Source organism: Kaistia hirudinis, from assembly GCF_014196455.1.
GTDB classification, from domain to species: domain Bacteria; phylum Pseudomonadota; class Alphaproteobacteria; order Rhizobiales; family Kaistiaceae; genus Kaistia; species Kaistia hirudinis.
Window position 1 is genome coordinate 193,677 of sequence record NZ_JACIDS010000004.1, and the last position, 14,669, is coordinate 208,345.

Annotated in this window: 12 protein-coding genes; 10 read left to right on the top strand and 2 right to left on the bottom strand. The window is 66.8% G+C overall.

Annotation, left to right across the window (positions count from 1 at the left end; all coding sequences use genetic code 11):
* Positions 1–9 precede the first annotated feature (9 nt).
* The 4 genes from GGR25_RS15685 to GGR25_RS15700 all read left to right on the top strand — a co-directional run bounded on the left by GGR25_RS15685 (position 10) and on the right by GGR25_RS15700 (position 4,824).
* Entirely contained in the window at positions 10–1,077 is a 1,068-nt protein-coding gene (locus tag GGR25_RS15685; protein ID WP_183399782.1) for a CapA family protein, read from the top strand.
* A gap of 77 nt (positions 1,078–1,154) precedes the next feature.
* Complete coding sequence (locus tag GGR25_RS15690; RefSeq protein ID WP_183399783.1) at positions 1,155–2,150, top strand: sugar ABC transporter substrate-binding protein; 996 nt, start codon at positions 1,155–1,157, stop codon at positions 2,148–2,150.
* A gap of 143 nt (positions 2,151–2,293) precedes the next feature.
* The gene (locus GGR25_RS15695; protein ID WP_183399784.1) at positions 2,294–3,796 is read left to right on the top strand and encodes a sugar ABC transporter ATP-binding protein; all 1,503 of its coding nucleotides are present in this window, start codon (positions 2,294–2,296) and stop codon (positions 3,794–3,796) included.
* The gene (locus tag GGR25_RS15700; RefSeq protein WP_183399785.1) at positions 3,793–4,824 is read left to right on the top strand and encodes an ABC transporter permease; all 1,032 of its coding nucleotides are present in this window, start codon (positions 3,793–3,795) and stop codon (positions 4,822–4,824) included. The genes GGR25_RS15695 and GGR25_RS15700 overlap by 4 nt, the downstream gene beginning before the upstream one ends.
* Before the next feature lie 17 nt (positions 4,825–4,841).
* On the opposite strand, the gene GGR25_RS15705 is transcribed toward GGR25_RS15700, so the two are convergent.
* Complete coding sequence (locus GGR25_RS15705; RefSeq protein ID WP_183399786.1) at positions 4,842–5,915, bottom strand: SDR family oxidoreductase; 1,074 nt, start codon at positions 5,913–5,915, stop codon at positions 4,842–4,844.
* A gap of 371 nt (positions 5,916–6,286) precedes the next feature.
* On the opposite strand from GGR25_RS15705, the gene GGR25_RS15710 reads away from it, so the two are divergent.
* The 6 genes from GGR25_RS15710 (at position 6,287) to GGR25_RS15735 (ending at position 12,463) form a co-directional block, all read left to right on the top strand.
* Positions 6,287–7,021, top strand: a complete 735-nt coding sequence (locus tag GGR25_RS15710) for a FadR/GntR family transcriptional regulator (protein WP_246409840.1) — start codon at positions 6,287–6,289, stop codon at positions 7,019–7,021.
* Positions 7,018–8,190, top strand: a complete 1,173-nt coding sequence (locus tag GGR25_RS15715; protein WP_183399787.1) for a PLP-dependent transferase — start codon at positions 7,018–7,020, stop codon at positions 8,188–8,190. The genes GGR25_RS15710 and GGR25_RS15715 overlap by 4 nt, the downstream gene beginning before the upstream one ends.
* 35 nt (positions 8,191–8,225) lie before the next feature.
* Positions 8,226–9,491: an ABC transporter substrate-binding protein gene (locus GGR25_RS15720; protein WP_183399788.1), complete on the top strand. Its 1,266-nt coding sequence runs from the start codon at positions 8,226–8,228 to the stop codon at positions 9,489–9,491.
* A gap of 112 nt (positions 9,492–9,603) precedes the next feature.
* Positions 9,604–10,536, top strand: a complete 933-nt coding sequence (locus GGR25_RS15725) for a carbohydrate ABC transporter permease (protein WP_183399789.1) — start codon at positions 9,604–9,606, stop codon at positions 10,534–10,536.
* A 4-nt stretch (positions 10,537–10,540) separates the two neighbouring features.
* Positions 10,541–11,374 (top strand): carbohydrate ABC transporter permease, encoded by an 834-nt coding sequence (locus GGR25_RS15730; protein ID WP_183400317.1) that lies wholly within the window; start codon positions 10,541–10,543, stop codon positions 11,372–11,374.
* A 12-nt stretch (positions 11,375–11,386) separates the two neighbouring features.
* The gene (locus GGR25_RS15735) at positions 11,387–12,463 is read left to right on the top strand and encodes an ABC transporter ATP-binding protein (RefSeq protein ID WP_183399790.1); all 1,077 of its coding nucleotides are present in this window, start codon (positions 11,387–11,389) and stop codon (positions 12,461–12,463) included.
* A gap of 15 nt (positions 12,464–12,478) precedes the next feature.
* Here GGR25_RS15735 and GGR25_RS15740 read toward each other — a convergent pair whose 3' ends face one another.
* Complete coding sequence (locus GGR25_RS15740; protein WP_183399791.1) at positions 12,479–14,533, bottom strand: bifunctional aldolase/short-chain dehydrogenase; 2,055 nt, start codon at positions 14,531–14,533, stop codon at positions 12,479–12,481.
* Positions 14,534–14,669: the final 136 nt, after the last annotated feature.

Here is a 14,669-nt window from a genome sequence, read left to right on the forward strand (position 1 = left end):
TGAAGATCCATGGCGGCGATCGACATCATTCTGAGTGGCGACATCCTGCCCGTCCGGCCGTTGAACAATCCGCCGGCGAGCGCCGACGTGATCTATCAACGGGTGCGGGCGGCCGATCTTGCCATCGGCAATTTCGAGATGCCGCTGACCGATCGTGGCGTGCGGGTGCAGAAGCTGCTCAACATCCGCGCGCCCGCAGCGCTCGCCGCGGATGTGCCCGTCCTCGGCTTCGACATCGTGACGCTCGCGAACAATCATGCCGTCGATTATGGCTGGGACGGGCTCGCCGATACGCGCGCGGGGCTCGCGGCGGCGGGCCTTGCGGTGATCGGCGTCGGCGAAACGCGCGCGATTGCCGCCGAGCCCGTCTTCCGCGACGTGGGTGGGCTGACGATCGGCGTCATCGCGTTTTCTTGCCTCACGCCTGCCGGCATGAGCGCCGCCGCCGACCGGCCGGGCCTTGCGCCGGTCCACATCCGCACCTCCTACGAGGTTGATCCGCTCTATCAGGTCGAGGAGCCCGGCGATCCCTCGGTGCTGAAGGTGCGGACCGAGGTGGCGGCCGACGATCTGGCCTTCGCGATCGATGCGGTCCGCGCGGCCAAGGCCGTCTGCGACTTCCTCGTCGTCACTATCCATTGGGGCTTCGGCTCCGGCGAGGATCTCGCCGAGTATCAGCCTCCGCTCGGGCGGGCGCTGATCGATGCCGGCGCCGACGTGGTGCACGGCCATCATCCGCACGCGATCCACGGCATCGGCTTCCATGCCGGCAAGCCGATCTTCTTCTCATCCGGGACGTTCATCGGCCAGCAGGTGTTCCTCGACGCTTCGCCAGCCGTGCATGCGCTCTGGGCCGGCATGTCGCCGGACGGCTATCTGGCGAGCCTTTCCATCGAAGGCGCCGCGATCAGCGCGATCCGCCTGCTGCCCACCACGCTCGACACCGACAGGCTGCCGGTCCGCGCCGAAGGCGCCATTGCGGACCGGATATTCGAGCGGCTCGGACGTCTGTCCGGCCCGCTCGGGGCGCACGTCACGCGATCGGGCGACGAACTGCTCGTCCGTCCGATCGCTTGAGAACGAGAAGCTTGCGAGCGCGGCCCCACACCGTCCGCTCTCGTCAGGACCATTTCACATCAGACAGGGGAATGATCATGACCAACTCGACCCGGACCGCCACGGTGCGCGGCATCACCCGCCGCCTCGCCGTCACGGCCATCGGCGCCGCACTTCTCGGCGCTGCGTCCTTCGGCAGCACGGCCTTCGCCGAGAACAAGAAGATCGCGGTGAGCTTCCCGAACGCTTCGGTGATCGGCGCCGTCATCACCTCGCTCGAGGCCGCCAAGGCCAAGGGCAAGGAAATGGGCTATGACGTCGTCGTCGACGATCCCGGCACCGATTTGAACAAGCAGATCAACACGATCAAGACCTGGGTCGAACAGAAGGTCCCGGTCATCGTCGTGAACACGCTGCAGCCGGCGGCCTTCGAATCCGTCGCCAAGCAGGCGCGCGAAGCCGGCATCATCTGGATCACCTATGGCCAGAAGATCGAGAACCAGGACGCGACCGTCGGCTATGCGCAGTATCCGGACGGCCGCCAGCTCGGCGAATATGCCGGCGAATGGGTGACCAAGAACCAGGGCGGCAAGGGCAAGGCGATCATTCTCGGCTATGAGAAGGGCGTCTGGGGCCAGCAGCGCGGCGCCGGCATCAAGGAAGGCCTGCTCGCCAAGGCGCCGGGCGTCGAGATCGTCGCCGAACAGGACGCGATCTCCCCGACCGAGGGCCTCAACGTCACGCGCTCGCTGCTGCAGGCGCATCCCGACGCCAACATCATCTTGGGCGTCGAGGATCCGGCGACCGAGGGCGCCTACAAGGCCTGGATCGCGGCCGGCAAGGACAAGGCCGATCCGGCCGGCTTCATCGGCGGCATGGACGGCACGGTTCCGGCGCTGAAGCTGCTGAAAGAGGGCGGCAATGTCTACCGCGCCTCGATGGCGATCCCGCTGGTTCAGGTCGGCTACGCCATCGTCGAGACCGGCGACAAGCTGCTGAAGGGCGAGAAGACGGGCGACGTGATCGTTCCGCTTGAGCTGGTGACCGAGAAGTCGCCCAAGGCCGAAGAATATCTGAAGCAGCAGGGCGAGTAACGGCCCGCTTCTTGCTGCATCCCCGTGCCGGCCGGGTCTCCTCCCCGGCCGGCACGGGGAGCCATTCCAACGCGAGCGGATAGGTCTCGCGTCGGAATTGCACCGAAACCAAGGGTCAGGGACCCCACACGTCCGGAGCGCCCATGCCGTTCGCCGTCCATGCCCTGCGCAAATCCTATGGCGGGGTGGAAGTCCTCAAAGGCGTCGATCTCGAAGTCGCCGACGGGGAGATCCATGCCCTGCTCGGTGCCAATGGCGCCGGCAAGTCGACGCTGATCAAATGCCTCTCCGGCGCGATCCAGCCGGATTCGGGCGTGATGATCGTCGGGCGCGAGCGCTATGAGGCGTTCACGCCGAAATCGTCGAAGCAATCCGGCATCGCCGTCATCTATCAGGACCTGTCGCTCGCCACGAGCCTCGACGTCGCCGACAATATGTTCCTCGGCCAGGAGCTGCGTTCGGGACCCTTCGTGCGGCGGCGCGCGCAGCGGCGCGAGGCGGCCGAATGGCTGGCCCAGCTCGGCGTCGACATCCGCCCGACCGCTGCCCTCGCCACACTCGGCAATGCCGGGCTGCAGGCGGTGGAGATCGCGAAGGCGCTGCGGACTCGCCCGAAGGTCCTCATCCTCGACGAGCCGACGGCAGCGCTTTCCGAGAAGGAAGCGGAGGCGCTCGGCGAGCAGATGCTGAAGCTCAAGCAGCAGAACCTGCCGCTGCTCTATGTGACGCACCGCCTCGCCGAGGTTTTCGCGCTCGCGGATCGCGTCACCGTGCTGCGCGGCGGTGAGGTCGTGCTGACCGGCAAGGTGCGCGACCTCTCGCGCGACGATCTCGTGGCCGCGATCGCGGGCGAGAGCATCCAGCGCGAGCGACCGCCGCAGCGGGACGGCGTGCGCAAGCCGGCCGTCGCGGTCCGCGGCCTGGTCGCGGCCGGCATCGGTCCGGTCGATTTCGACATTCGCGAGGGCGAGGTGCTCGGCGTGTTCGGCCTCGTCGGTTCGGGCCGCACCGAGCTGCTCGAAGCGCTCTTCGGCAGCCACCGGGTCTTCGGCGGCGACGTCAGCGTCGATGGTGCGCGGATCCGTGCGTCGAGCCCCGGCGATGCCGTCGCCGCCGGGATCGCACTGGTGCCGTCGGATCGGCTGCGCAAGAGCATCATCGGCCAGCTTTCGGCCGGCGAGAACATGCTGCTGCCTTCCTTCCTGCGCCTCGCGGCCGCCGGGCTGCGCAATCCGCTGGCCGAGCGCAAGGCCTTCGACATGTCCGCGCAGCGGCTCAATCTGCAGCCGCCGCGCGCCGACCTGCAGGCCCGCCGCTTCTCCGGCGGCAACCAGCAGAAGCTGGTCATCGCGCGCTGGCTGAACGACACCATCTCCTGCCGCCTGCTGATGCTGGACGAGCCGACGCAGGGCGTCGATGTCGGCGCGCGCCGCGACATCTATGCGGCGATCCGGGCGAGTGCGGATGCGGGCAAGAGCGTGCTCGTGACCTCGTCCGAGCCCGAAGAACTGGTCCAGATCGCCGATCGCGTGATCGTCCTCTCCGCAGGGCGCATCGCCGCGACGGTGGACTATGCCGAAATTGACGAAGCGCGCCTGCTCATGCTGGCGCATCAGGTCGAGCATCAGGGGTTAGCCGCCGAATGAGCACCACAGCCGTCGCTTCATCCTCCCCCGTGCGGCGCGGTCCGCCAGTGGAACTCGTCGTCAACAACATCCTGCTGATCGCGCTGGTACTGCTCATCGCCTATTTCACGATGCAGAGCGCGTCCTTCCTGACCGTCTCCAACTTCAAGGTCATCCTCACCAATTACGCCGCGATCGGTGTCGTCGCCGCCGTCATGGCGCTGCTGGTGATTGCCGGGCAGGTCGATATGTCGGTCGGCTCCAATATCGGCTTTTCCGGCATGGTGACGGCCATCGCCATGGCGTCCTGGGGCGCGCCGGCCGGTGTCGGCGTGCTGATCGGCGTCGGCACCGGGGCGCTGGTCGGCCTCGTCAACGGCGTGCTCTGCGCGTATCTGCGCTTCTCGCCGATCATCGTCACGCTCGGCATGCTCTCGGTGCTGCGCGGCGCGACGCTGCTGATCAACTCGATCGAGATCGCCGGCCTCGGCGACACCTTCTTCTGGATCGGCAATGGCTCGCTGCTCGGCCTGCCGGTCCTGCTCTGGGTCGTGTTCGCGGTCTTCCTGCTGTCGGCGGCGTTCCTGTCGCTCACCGTCTGGGGGCGCTATGTCTATGCGATCGGCGTCAACCCGCAAGCGGCGTTTCTGGCCGCATTGCCAGTCCGCCCCGTGGTCCTCGCGCTCTATGTCGCGACCGGCACGGCGGCCGGGCTCGCCGGCGTGCTGCTGGTCGCGCGGCTCGACGGTGCCTCGCCGGGCTCGCTCGGCCTCCAGATGGAGTTGCAGACGCTGACCATCGTGCTGCTTGGCGGCGTCGCCTTTGCCGGGGGCCGCGGGCGCATCTTCGGCGTCTTCACCGCCTGGGTGTTTCTCGGCGTGCTCGACAACGGCCTCGTCCTCCTGAACGTGCCGCCCTTCGTCCAGCTCGTCGCGAGCGGTCTGGCGCTGGTCTTCGCCGCCAGCCTGGATGCGCTCGGCACCTTCCTGGCCCCGCGCCTCGAACAGCGCCGCCGCGTCAACGAGCAACTGGCTCGCGCGACGGCCTGAGGCCGCCGCGCGCTCGCTCAATAGCGGGGAATGATGCGCTCGTCCTGAAGGCGGCGGAACAGGTCGAGATAGGTGTCGAACGACGACTGGTAGTCGAGGAAGCCGGCCTTGCGGCTGCGCGCCATGTCGGAGATGCACTCGACCACGCGGCCGAGATCCGCGTCCGTGTGCCACCACGTCGCGAGACGGCCGAGCTCGGGCTCGACCAGATCGTGCCGCGCCGCGATCTCGCGCCAGATCGGGCCGGCATCGGCCATGATCTCCTCGAGCTTGACGTGCTTGCCCTCATAGGGAGCTGCTTCGAGGCCGAAGAAGTCCGCGATCCGGCCCCACATCTTACGCCAGCGAAATATGTCGCCATTGCCGGTGTTGAAGGCGGTGTTGGCGGCCGAAGGCGTCGTCGCCGCCCATTCGAGCTGGCGGGCGATCAGCCGCGCATCGCTGATCTCGGTCAGCATGTTCCATTGCTCGGGGACGCCGGTGAAGACGAAGGGCCGGCCCGTCTCCTTGGCGATCACGGCGTAGCAGGCGAGCGTCACGCCCGCATTCATGAGCGCGCCGACCGCATAGCCGACGATCGTGTTCGGGCGATGCACGCTCCAGGTGAAGCCGTCGCGCGCCGCGGCCTCGAACAGAACGTCCTCCTGCGGGTAGTAGAAATTCTCGATCGGCAGACGCGGCGTCTCTTCGAGGAACGGCGTGTCGGGCAGGAAGCGGCCGAAATCCTTGAACGGGCCGAGATAGTGCTTCACGCCGGTGACCAGCACGACGTGACGGAGCGGGTGCCCGGCGGAACGGGCCGCGTCGAGGACGTTGCGCAGATGCCGGGCATTGATCTCGCACGCCTCGGCTTCCGTGTCGGCCGGCGTCCAGGTCGTCTGGAAGATGTGGCTGATCGGGACCGAGGCGATGGCGTCGAACACCGCCTCGCGATCGTTGAGGTCGACCGCGAGCGGCTTGGTTCCCTTCGGCGCGCGCGACGGATTGCGCGCCATGGCATGGACCGTCCATCCGCCGGCGAGCAGGCGTTCGCTCAGATTGCCTCCGACGATGCCGGTCGCGCCGACAACCAGCGCATCGCGCCTGTCCATCTCGTCCCCTCCCTGTTGTGCAGGCCGACCTCCATCAGCCTGCTCCTCCTCTGTTCTCGATAGGGGTTCGGGACACCTCTGTCAAACATCATGCATCATATATGATTCTGCTTTGGTGGGTTGGCGGACACTTCTGACGGCGGGACCACTCCGGTCACGGCCTTCGGCGAGCCGCTGAAAGTCGCTTCAGCAGCCTCGTCTTGACGCGTCGTGCCGTATCGGTAATTTATCAGATGTCAGACCAATTTTGGCCTTGCGACGGTTTTGGGGGAATCCATGCGGGGGAGCGCATCGGGTCGCGGCGACAGCGCATGGCGGTGCTGCGTGACCGGCCTTGCCTCGCGCTGGATGGTGCGGGAGGGGCTCGGCCGATGAACGTGTCGCTGTCCGGTCTCATGCCGCTTCCCTCGTCGGATCGCGCGCGCAGCGTGATGAATGCGCTGGCTGATTTCATCGCCCGCTCCGGCCTCAAGCCGGGCGACCGCCTGCCCACGGAGCGCGAGCTGATGACCGCTCTGGCCGTCGGCCGCTCGACGGTGCGCGAGGTGATCCGCCAGTTCCAGGCGCTCGGCGTCATGGAGTCGCGAAAGGGCAGCGGCACCTATCTGCTTCGCGGCATTTCGGCCGACACGATCCATATGCCCCTCTCGGTCGACGCGACGCATCTGCGCGATGTGCTGCTTTCGACGCTCGATGTGCGCCGCGGGCTCGAGGTCGAGGCCAGTGCGCTGGCCGCACGCCGCCGCACCGAGGCTGACCTCAAGCTCATCGAAGCGCGGCTCGATACGATGGAGAGCGTGCATCACGAGAAGGGCGCGGCCGGCCGCGAAGACCTCGCCTTCCACCTCGCGATCTATGACGCGACGCACAATCCGCTGTTTCCGCAGCTGCTTGAACAGATGCGTGAGGCCTTCGAGCGCTTCTGGGCGACGCCGTTCGACCGGCCGGATTTCGCCCGGCGTTCCTTCCCGTTCCACCGCACGCTGTTCGACGCGATCGCCGCGCAGGACGAGGCGCGGGCGCGGGCCGAGACATTGGCGATCCTGGAGATCGTCGAAGAGGACATCCGCGAGATGTCCGGAGAAAACGACAAGGCATTGAAATGACCGAGAGCGTCGATCCGTTCGACCACGCTTCCCTGCTGCTGGCCCATGACGGGGTCAACGCTTATGACGCGGTGGTTCCGCCGATCGTGCAGACCTCGCTCTTCACCTTCTCGTCCTATGCCGAGATGGAAGAGACCTATAAGGGCCTCAAGGTTCGCCCGACCTATAGCCGCGGGCTCAACCCGACCGTGCGGGCCTTCGAGGAGAAAATCGCCGGCCTCGAAGGCGCCGAGGATGCGCTCGGCTTCGCCAGCGGCATGGCGTCAATCTCCTCGACCGTCATCACCTTCGTCTCGCCCGGCGACCGCATCGTTTGCGTGCGCCATGTCTATCCGGACGCCTATCGCCTGTTCGAGACGCTGCTCGCCCGCTACGGCGTCGCGGTCACCTATGTCGACGGCTGCGATGTCGACGCCGTCGCGAAGGCGCTGCCCGGCGCGAAGCTCTTCTACATGGAGAGCCCGACGAGCTGGACCATGGAAACGCATGACGTGCGGGCGCTCGCTGCGCTGGCTCGGGCGAATGGCGTGCTTACCGTCATGGACAATAGCTGGGCGACGCCCGTCTTCCAGCGGCCGATCACGCTCGGCGTCGATCTCGTGCTGCATTCGGCATCGAAATATATCGGCGGCCACAGCGACGTGGTCGCCGGCGTCGTGGCGGGCTCGAAGGAGCTGATCGGGCGGATCCGCTCCGCGACGCTGCCCTATCTCGGCGGCAAGCTGTCGCCTTTCGATGCCTGGCTGCTGCTGCGCGGCCTTCGCACGCTGCCGATCCGCATGAAGGCGCATGAGGCGGCGGCGCTTTCCGTCGCCAGGCGCCTCGCATCGCATCCCGACGTCGTGTCCGTCAGCCATCCCGGACTCGGCAATGCTCTGCCCGAGGGTCTTTACGGAACCTCCGGCCTCTTCTCCTTCACCTTCCGCGAAGGCATCGACATTCCCGCCTTCGCCGACCGTTTGCGGCTGTTCAAGCTCGGCGTGAGCTGGGGCGGCCATGAGAGCCTCGTCGTGCCCGCCCAGGTCGTGCGGGTACAGGCGGCGGGCCCCAATTCGGCGATCGACTTTGGCGTCGACCCGAACATGGTCCGCCTGCATGTCGGCCTCGAAGGGGCCGGGGCGCTGTGGAGCGACCTCGCCGAGGCGATCGAAATCGCCCGGCGTCCATGATCCTGACGGGAACCTGAACGATAAAGGGGAGAACCATGTTCAAGAGACTGATCGCGGCGGCGGCCATGACGGCGCTGCTGGCCGGCACGGCGCTGGCCGATACCAAGCTGAAGCTCGTCGAGGTGATCACGAGCCCCGAGCGCACTGAGACGCTGAAGTCGATCGTCAAGGGCTATGAAGCGGCCAATCCCGGCACCAGCGTCGAGATCATCTCGCTGCCCTGGGGCGAGGCGTTCGAGAAGTTCGCGACCATGGTCTCCGCCGGCGAGACGCCGGACGTCGTCGAGATGCCCGACACGTGGCTGGCGCTCTATGCCGGCCATGGCATGCTCGAGAATCTCGAGCCCTATCTCGCCAAGTGGGACCAGGCGTCCGACCTGAACGATCGCGCGCTCGAGTTCGGCCGCACCGTCGACAAGACCGCCTATATGCTGCCTTACGGCTTCTATCTGCGGGCGATGTTCTACAACAAGAAGCTGTTCGCCGAGGCCGGCGTCGCCGAGCCGCCGAAGACGCTCGACGAATTCATGGAGGCCTCGAAGAAGGTTTCGGCGCTGCCGGGCAAGTATGGCTATTGCCTCCGAGGCGGTCCGGGCGGCCTCAATGGCTGGGTCATGTTCGGCGCGACGGCGGCCGGCTCGAACCAGTTCTTCAAGGAAGACGGCACCTCGACCTTCGCCGATGCCGGCTGGGTCAAGGGCCTGACCTTCCTGGTCGACCTCTACAAGAACGGCTATGCGCCGAAGGACAGCGTCAACTGGGGCTTCAACGAGATCGTCGCCGGCTTCTATTCCGGCACCTGCGCGATGCTCGACCAGGATCCCGATGCGCTGATCGCGATCGCCGAGCGCATGAAGCCCGAGGATTACGGCATCACCACCATGCCGAAGGGGCCTGACGGCAAGACCTTCCCGACGATCGGCTATGCCGGCTGGTCCATGTTCGCCAACTCCAAGGACAAGGACGCCGCCTGGAAGCTGATCGCCACGCTCGAGGGCAAGGAAGGCAATGTCGCCTGGAACAAGAAGACGGGCGCGCTGCCGGCGCTGAAGTCGGCCGAGAACGATCCGTTCTATGGCAGCCCGCAGTTCAAGGGCTGGTTCGCCGAGCTCGCCGACAAGGACGTCTTCCCGACGGTGATGCCGACCTATCTGCCCGAGTTCGCCTTCTTCAAGGACTCGCTCGTGATCAAGACCAGCCAGCAGGCCCTGCTCGGCGAGATCACGCCGCAGGAACTCGGCCAGCAGTGGGCCGACTACCTGACCAAGGCGCAGCAGAAGTTCCTCGCCTCTAAGAAGTAAGGCCACACGCCGATGAGACGGCCTCCCCCGCTCGCGGGGGAGGCCCAATGCCAGACCCGCAAAGGGACTTTGCCGCACGGCTTCCTGCGTGCGGACGAGAGGGGATGATCTGATGACCGAGGCCGCGCGCGCCCCGATCGGGCGCGACCGACGACCGTTCATGCGGCGCTTCGCCATTGCGGCGGAGCCCTATCTCTATTCGGCTCCGGCGCTGATCCTGATCGCCGCGGTCATGCTGGTGCCGCTGGTCATCGGCATCTCCTATGCGTTCCGCAATGTGATCCTGCTCGATCCGTTCTCGGGCGGCTTTGTCGGCCTCGAACATTTCCGCGAGATGGCCAAGGACAAGGCGTTCTGGCTGGCGCTGCGCAACACCGTCTCCTGGACCGGATGGTCGGTGCTGCTGCAATTCGTGTTCGGGCTCATCCTCGCGCTGCTGCTCGACCAGCCCTTCAAGGGCCGCGGCCTCGCCCAGGCGCTCTGCTTCCTCCCCTGGGCCGTGCCGAGCTTCCTCTCGGGGCTCAACTGGGCCTGGATGTTCAATCCCGTCATCGGTCCGATCCCGCACTGGCTCTACGGCCTCGGCATCCTCCCGGCGCCGGACAATATCCTCGCCGATCCCAAGCTCGCCATGTGGGGACCGATCGTCGCCAATGTCTGGTGGGGCATCCCGTTCTTTGCGATCACGCTGCTCGCGGCGCTGCAGGCGATCCCGCGCGACCTCTACGAGGCGGCGGCGATCGACGGCGCGACGCCGTTCCAGCGTTTCCGCTCGATCACGCTGCCCTTCCTGGCGCCGACCATCGCCATCACCGTGATGCTGCGCACGGTCTGGATCGCCAATTTCGCCGATCTCATCGTCGTCATGACCAATGGCGGCCCCGCCGATCGCACGCAGATCATCGCCAGCTACATCTTCACGCAGGCCTTCCGCCGGCTCGATTTCGGCTACGCCTCGGCCATCGCGATGGTGCTGCTGGCGCTGCTGCTCGTCTATTCGCTGCTGATCGTGCTGCTGCGGCAGACGCTGCTGAAAGAAGCCTGAGATGATGCGACCCAAGCGCCTCGGCTTCACCATCCTCCATCGCGCGGCGATCCTCGCCTATATCGCCTTCGCGCTTTTCCCGCTGTTCTGGCTGCTCAAGGTCTCGATCACGCCGAACGACCTGCTCTATGGCGAGGGCGTGCGCATGTGGCCCTCGCGCTCGACCTTCGATCATTATGTCTTCGTGCTGGAGCACAGCGATTTCCCGCTGTTCTTCCGCAACAGCCTGATCGTGTCGCTGTCGACGGCCTTCATCGTGACCGCGCTCGCCTCGATCGCCGGCTATGCGCTGTCGCGCTTCGCCTTCCGCGGCAAGTTCTGGATCGTCGGGCTGATGCTGCTGACGCAGATGTTCCCGCTCGTCATGCTGATCGCGCCGATCTTCAAGATCCTGTCGCCGCTCGGGCTGACCAACAGCCTGACCGGGCTCATCATCGTCTATGTCGCCTTCAACGTGCCCTTCGCGACCTTCCTGATGCAGTCCTTCTTCGACGGCATCCCGAAGGATCTCGAAGAGGCGGCGATGATCGACGGGGCGACGCGCTTCAAGGCGTTCCGCCAGATCATCCTGCCGCTGACGCTGCCCGGCATCGCCGCGACGCTCGGCTTCGTCTTCACCGCCGCCTGGAGCGAGCTCCTGTTCGCGCTGATGCTGATCTCCGGCGTCGATGCCAGCACCTTCCCAGTCGGGCTTCTGTCGTTCGTCTCGAAATTCTCGGTCGATTTCGGACAGATGATGGCCGCCGGCGTGCTCGCCCTGATCCCGGCCTGCCTCTTCTTCTTCTTTATCCAGCGCTATCTCGTGCAGGGCCTCACGGCCGGCGCGGTCAAAGGCTGAGGAGCCTCGTCCATGGCATCCATCGACATTGCCGCAATCCGCAAGGCCTATGGCAGCACGCATGTCCTGCATGGCGTCGACCTGACGATCAAGGATGGCGAGTTCGTCGTCCTGGTCGGCCCGTCGGGCTGCGGGAAATCCACGCTGCTGCGCATGATCGCCGGGCTCGAGGACATCTCGTCCGGCGAGATCCGCATCGGCGGCCGGCGCGTCAACGACCTCGACCCGAAGGACCGCGACATCGCGATGGTGTTCCAGTCCTATGCGCTCTATCCGCATATGACGGTCGCGGAAAACATGAGCTACAGCCTGCGTCTGCGGAAGACCGCCAAGGACAAGATCTCGACGGCGATCGCCGGTGCCGGGGCGAAGCTCGGGCTTGGTGCGCTGATGGAACGGCGGCCGAAGGCCCTTTCCGGCGGCCAGCGCCAGCGCGTCGCCATGGGCCGCGCCATCGTGCGCGCGCCGAAGGCGTTCCTGTTCGACGAGCCGCTCTCCAATCTCGACGCCCGCCTCCGCGAGCAGATGCGCGGCGAGATCAAGAAGCTGCATCAGGATCTCGGCGCGACCTCGATCTATGTGACGCATGACCAGATCGAGGCCATGACGCTGGCCGATCGCATCGTGGCGATGAACGCCGGCATCGTGCAGCAGGTCGGCAGCCCGCTCGATCTCTATGACCGGCCGGCCAATCTCTTCGTCGCCGGCTTCATGGGTTCCCCCGCGATGAACATGTTCGCTGGCACCTATCGCAACAGCGGCGGCGCGCCGCGCGTCGAGCTGGCCGAGGGCGTCGCCGTGCCGGTCGGCGAGGGCATCGCCGCCGCCGACGGGGCCAAGGTCACACTCGGCATCAGGCCGGAGCATGTCGTTGTGACGCGCGGCGGCGGTCCCGGCATCCAGGCCTTCATCGACCTCGTCGAGCCCACGGGCTTCGGCACCATCCTGCATGCGAGCGCCTTCGGGTCGGACGTCAAGGCATTCTCGCTGGAGCGCGGACTGGCCACGCGCGGCGACACGGTCAGCGTCGCCTTCCCGGTCGATCGCATCCACCTGTTCGACCACGAGCACGGCGCCCGGATCGGCTGACCGCCGGGTGCGACCCTATCGCGGGGCGGCGGCGATGTTGCCGCCGTCGACCGTGTCGAGGCCGCCCGTGGTGCGCTCGGAGAGTGCCTGGTGGACGAAGGCGAGTGCCACGTCTTCGGCACGCACCTCCTGTCCGAGCAGGTTCCCGGCCATATAGTCCTTCTCCGAGAGACCGCGGGCGCTGGATCGGTTCGCGATCATCGCATCGGACAGCAGGCCGGAGCGGATGCGGTCGGCGTTGACCGCATTGACGCGAATGCCGTCCTTGCCGTGCTCCAGCGCATATTGGCGCGACAGGAACAGGGTCGCCGCCTTGGGCAGGCCATAGGCGCCGAAACTGGCGCCCGGATTGACCGCCTGCTTGGAGGCGTTGAACAGCAGCACGCCGCCGGTGCCCTGTAGCTTCATGATCCGCACCGCATTCTGCGCGACGCTCTGATGCGCGAAGAAGTTCAGTTCGAAGCTCCGGCGCAGCACGGCGTCGTCGAGCGTGGCGATGGGCCCCTCGAAGGCCGCGCCGGCATTGGAGACGACGATGTCCACGCCGCCGAAGGCCGCGACCGTCCTGTCGAAGAGGGCGCGGACCGAGGCGGGGTCCGTCACGTCGCAGCCGACGCCGATGGCGGCATTGCCGATGGATTTCGCCACGGCCGCCGCCTTCCCCTCGTCGAGATCGGCCACGGCGACATGCGCGCCGCGGCCGGCGAAGGCCTTGGCGGTCGCGGCGCCGATCGCGCCGGCGCCGCCGGTCACGATCACCACCTGACCCGAGAAGGGCAGGGTCTTGATCGAGGCAAGCTTCGCCTGTTCGAGCGACCAGTATTCGAGATCGAACAGGTCCGGCCGTTCGACCGGGCGGAAGGCGCCGATGGCCTCGGCGTCGGCGACGGTTTCGATCCAGATCTCGCCGATATCGGCGGCGATCTTCGCCTCCTTGACGCTTCGTCCGTGACCGAAGAGGCCGAGACCGGGAACCAACGTCAGCCGCGGCATCGGGTCGAGCATGGTCAGCGTGTCGGGGCTGCGGGCGGCATTCTCGTTGAAATAGGCCCGGTAGCCATCCGCGAAGGCCGCGACGCGGGCGCGGATGTCCGCGCCATACCCGGCGAGATCCGCCGCGTCCGGAGGGGCGAGCACCAGCGGCCCCGTCTTGATCCGGATCGAGAGATCCGGCGTCGAGACGCCCCGCGTGGCGAGGTCCTCGAGATCGGGTGCAGCGACGAAATCGAGGATCGCCGGCGAGGTGCGGAATTCGCTGACCATGCGATCGAAGCGGCCCTCGCCACGGTCCACGGCGATGGCGCCGCGCAGCATCGGCGCGATGGCGTCCGGCGTGGCGAGGCTTGCCGGCAGCGGCCGGCGCGCCGTCTTGCGCACGCCGCGGCGCGCCACGAACTCCTCGGCGCGCGTCACATAGTCGATCATGCGGTCATAGGCTTCGCGGGCGCTCGCCCCGAAGGTGAAGATGCCGTGCTTGTCGAGGATCAGCGCCTCGACCGATGGGTCCTGGTCGAAGACCGCCGCGGCCTGCTTCGCCAGCGCGAAGCCCGGCATGACATAGTCGACGAAGCCGATCCGATCGCCAAAGGCCTCGCGGGCGAGGCGGCGGCTCTCGGCCTGGTCGACCACGGCCAGCACGGCGGTCGAATGGGTGTGGTCGACGAATTTTGCCGGAAGGAAGGCATGCAGCAGCGTTTCGACGGACGGATTCGGTCCGTCGGGATCGATCAGATTGGCGCGCTGCAGCGTCACCATGTCCTTGTCGGAAAGGCGGTCGAACGCCCGCGCCTTCAGCAGCGGGGCGAGCTTGACCGCCGGCAGGCCGGCCGGCGCGATGGTCGCCATGTCCCAGCCGCTGCCCTTGACGCAGAGCACGTCATATTCGTCGCCGACGAGGTCCACGGCGCGCGTCTTGACCGAGGTATTGCCACCGCCATGCAGGACGAGTTGCGGCACGCCGCCGAGAAGGCGGGTCGTGTAGACGCGCAGCGCCAGGTCACGGCCGACGCCGTTCGCCGCATGCGCTGCGACGATGGCTTCGGCTTCGGTATCGTTCCAGAGATTCTGCATGGGTCCGGCTTCTGTTGGACGGTTGTCGCGTCTCAAATCGCGCGCTGGCTAGGCGCTGGCATAATGCTCACCCGTCCTGGCGCCTGCCAAGCCCTCGGCGTGCGCATGACGAGATCGGGCGATTGACCCAGGTCAA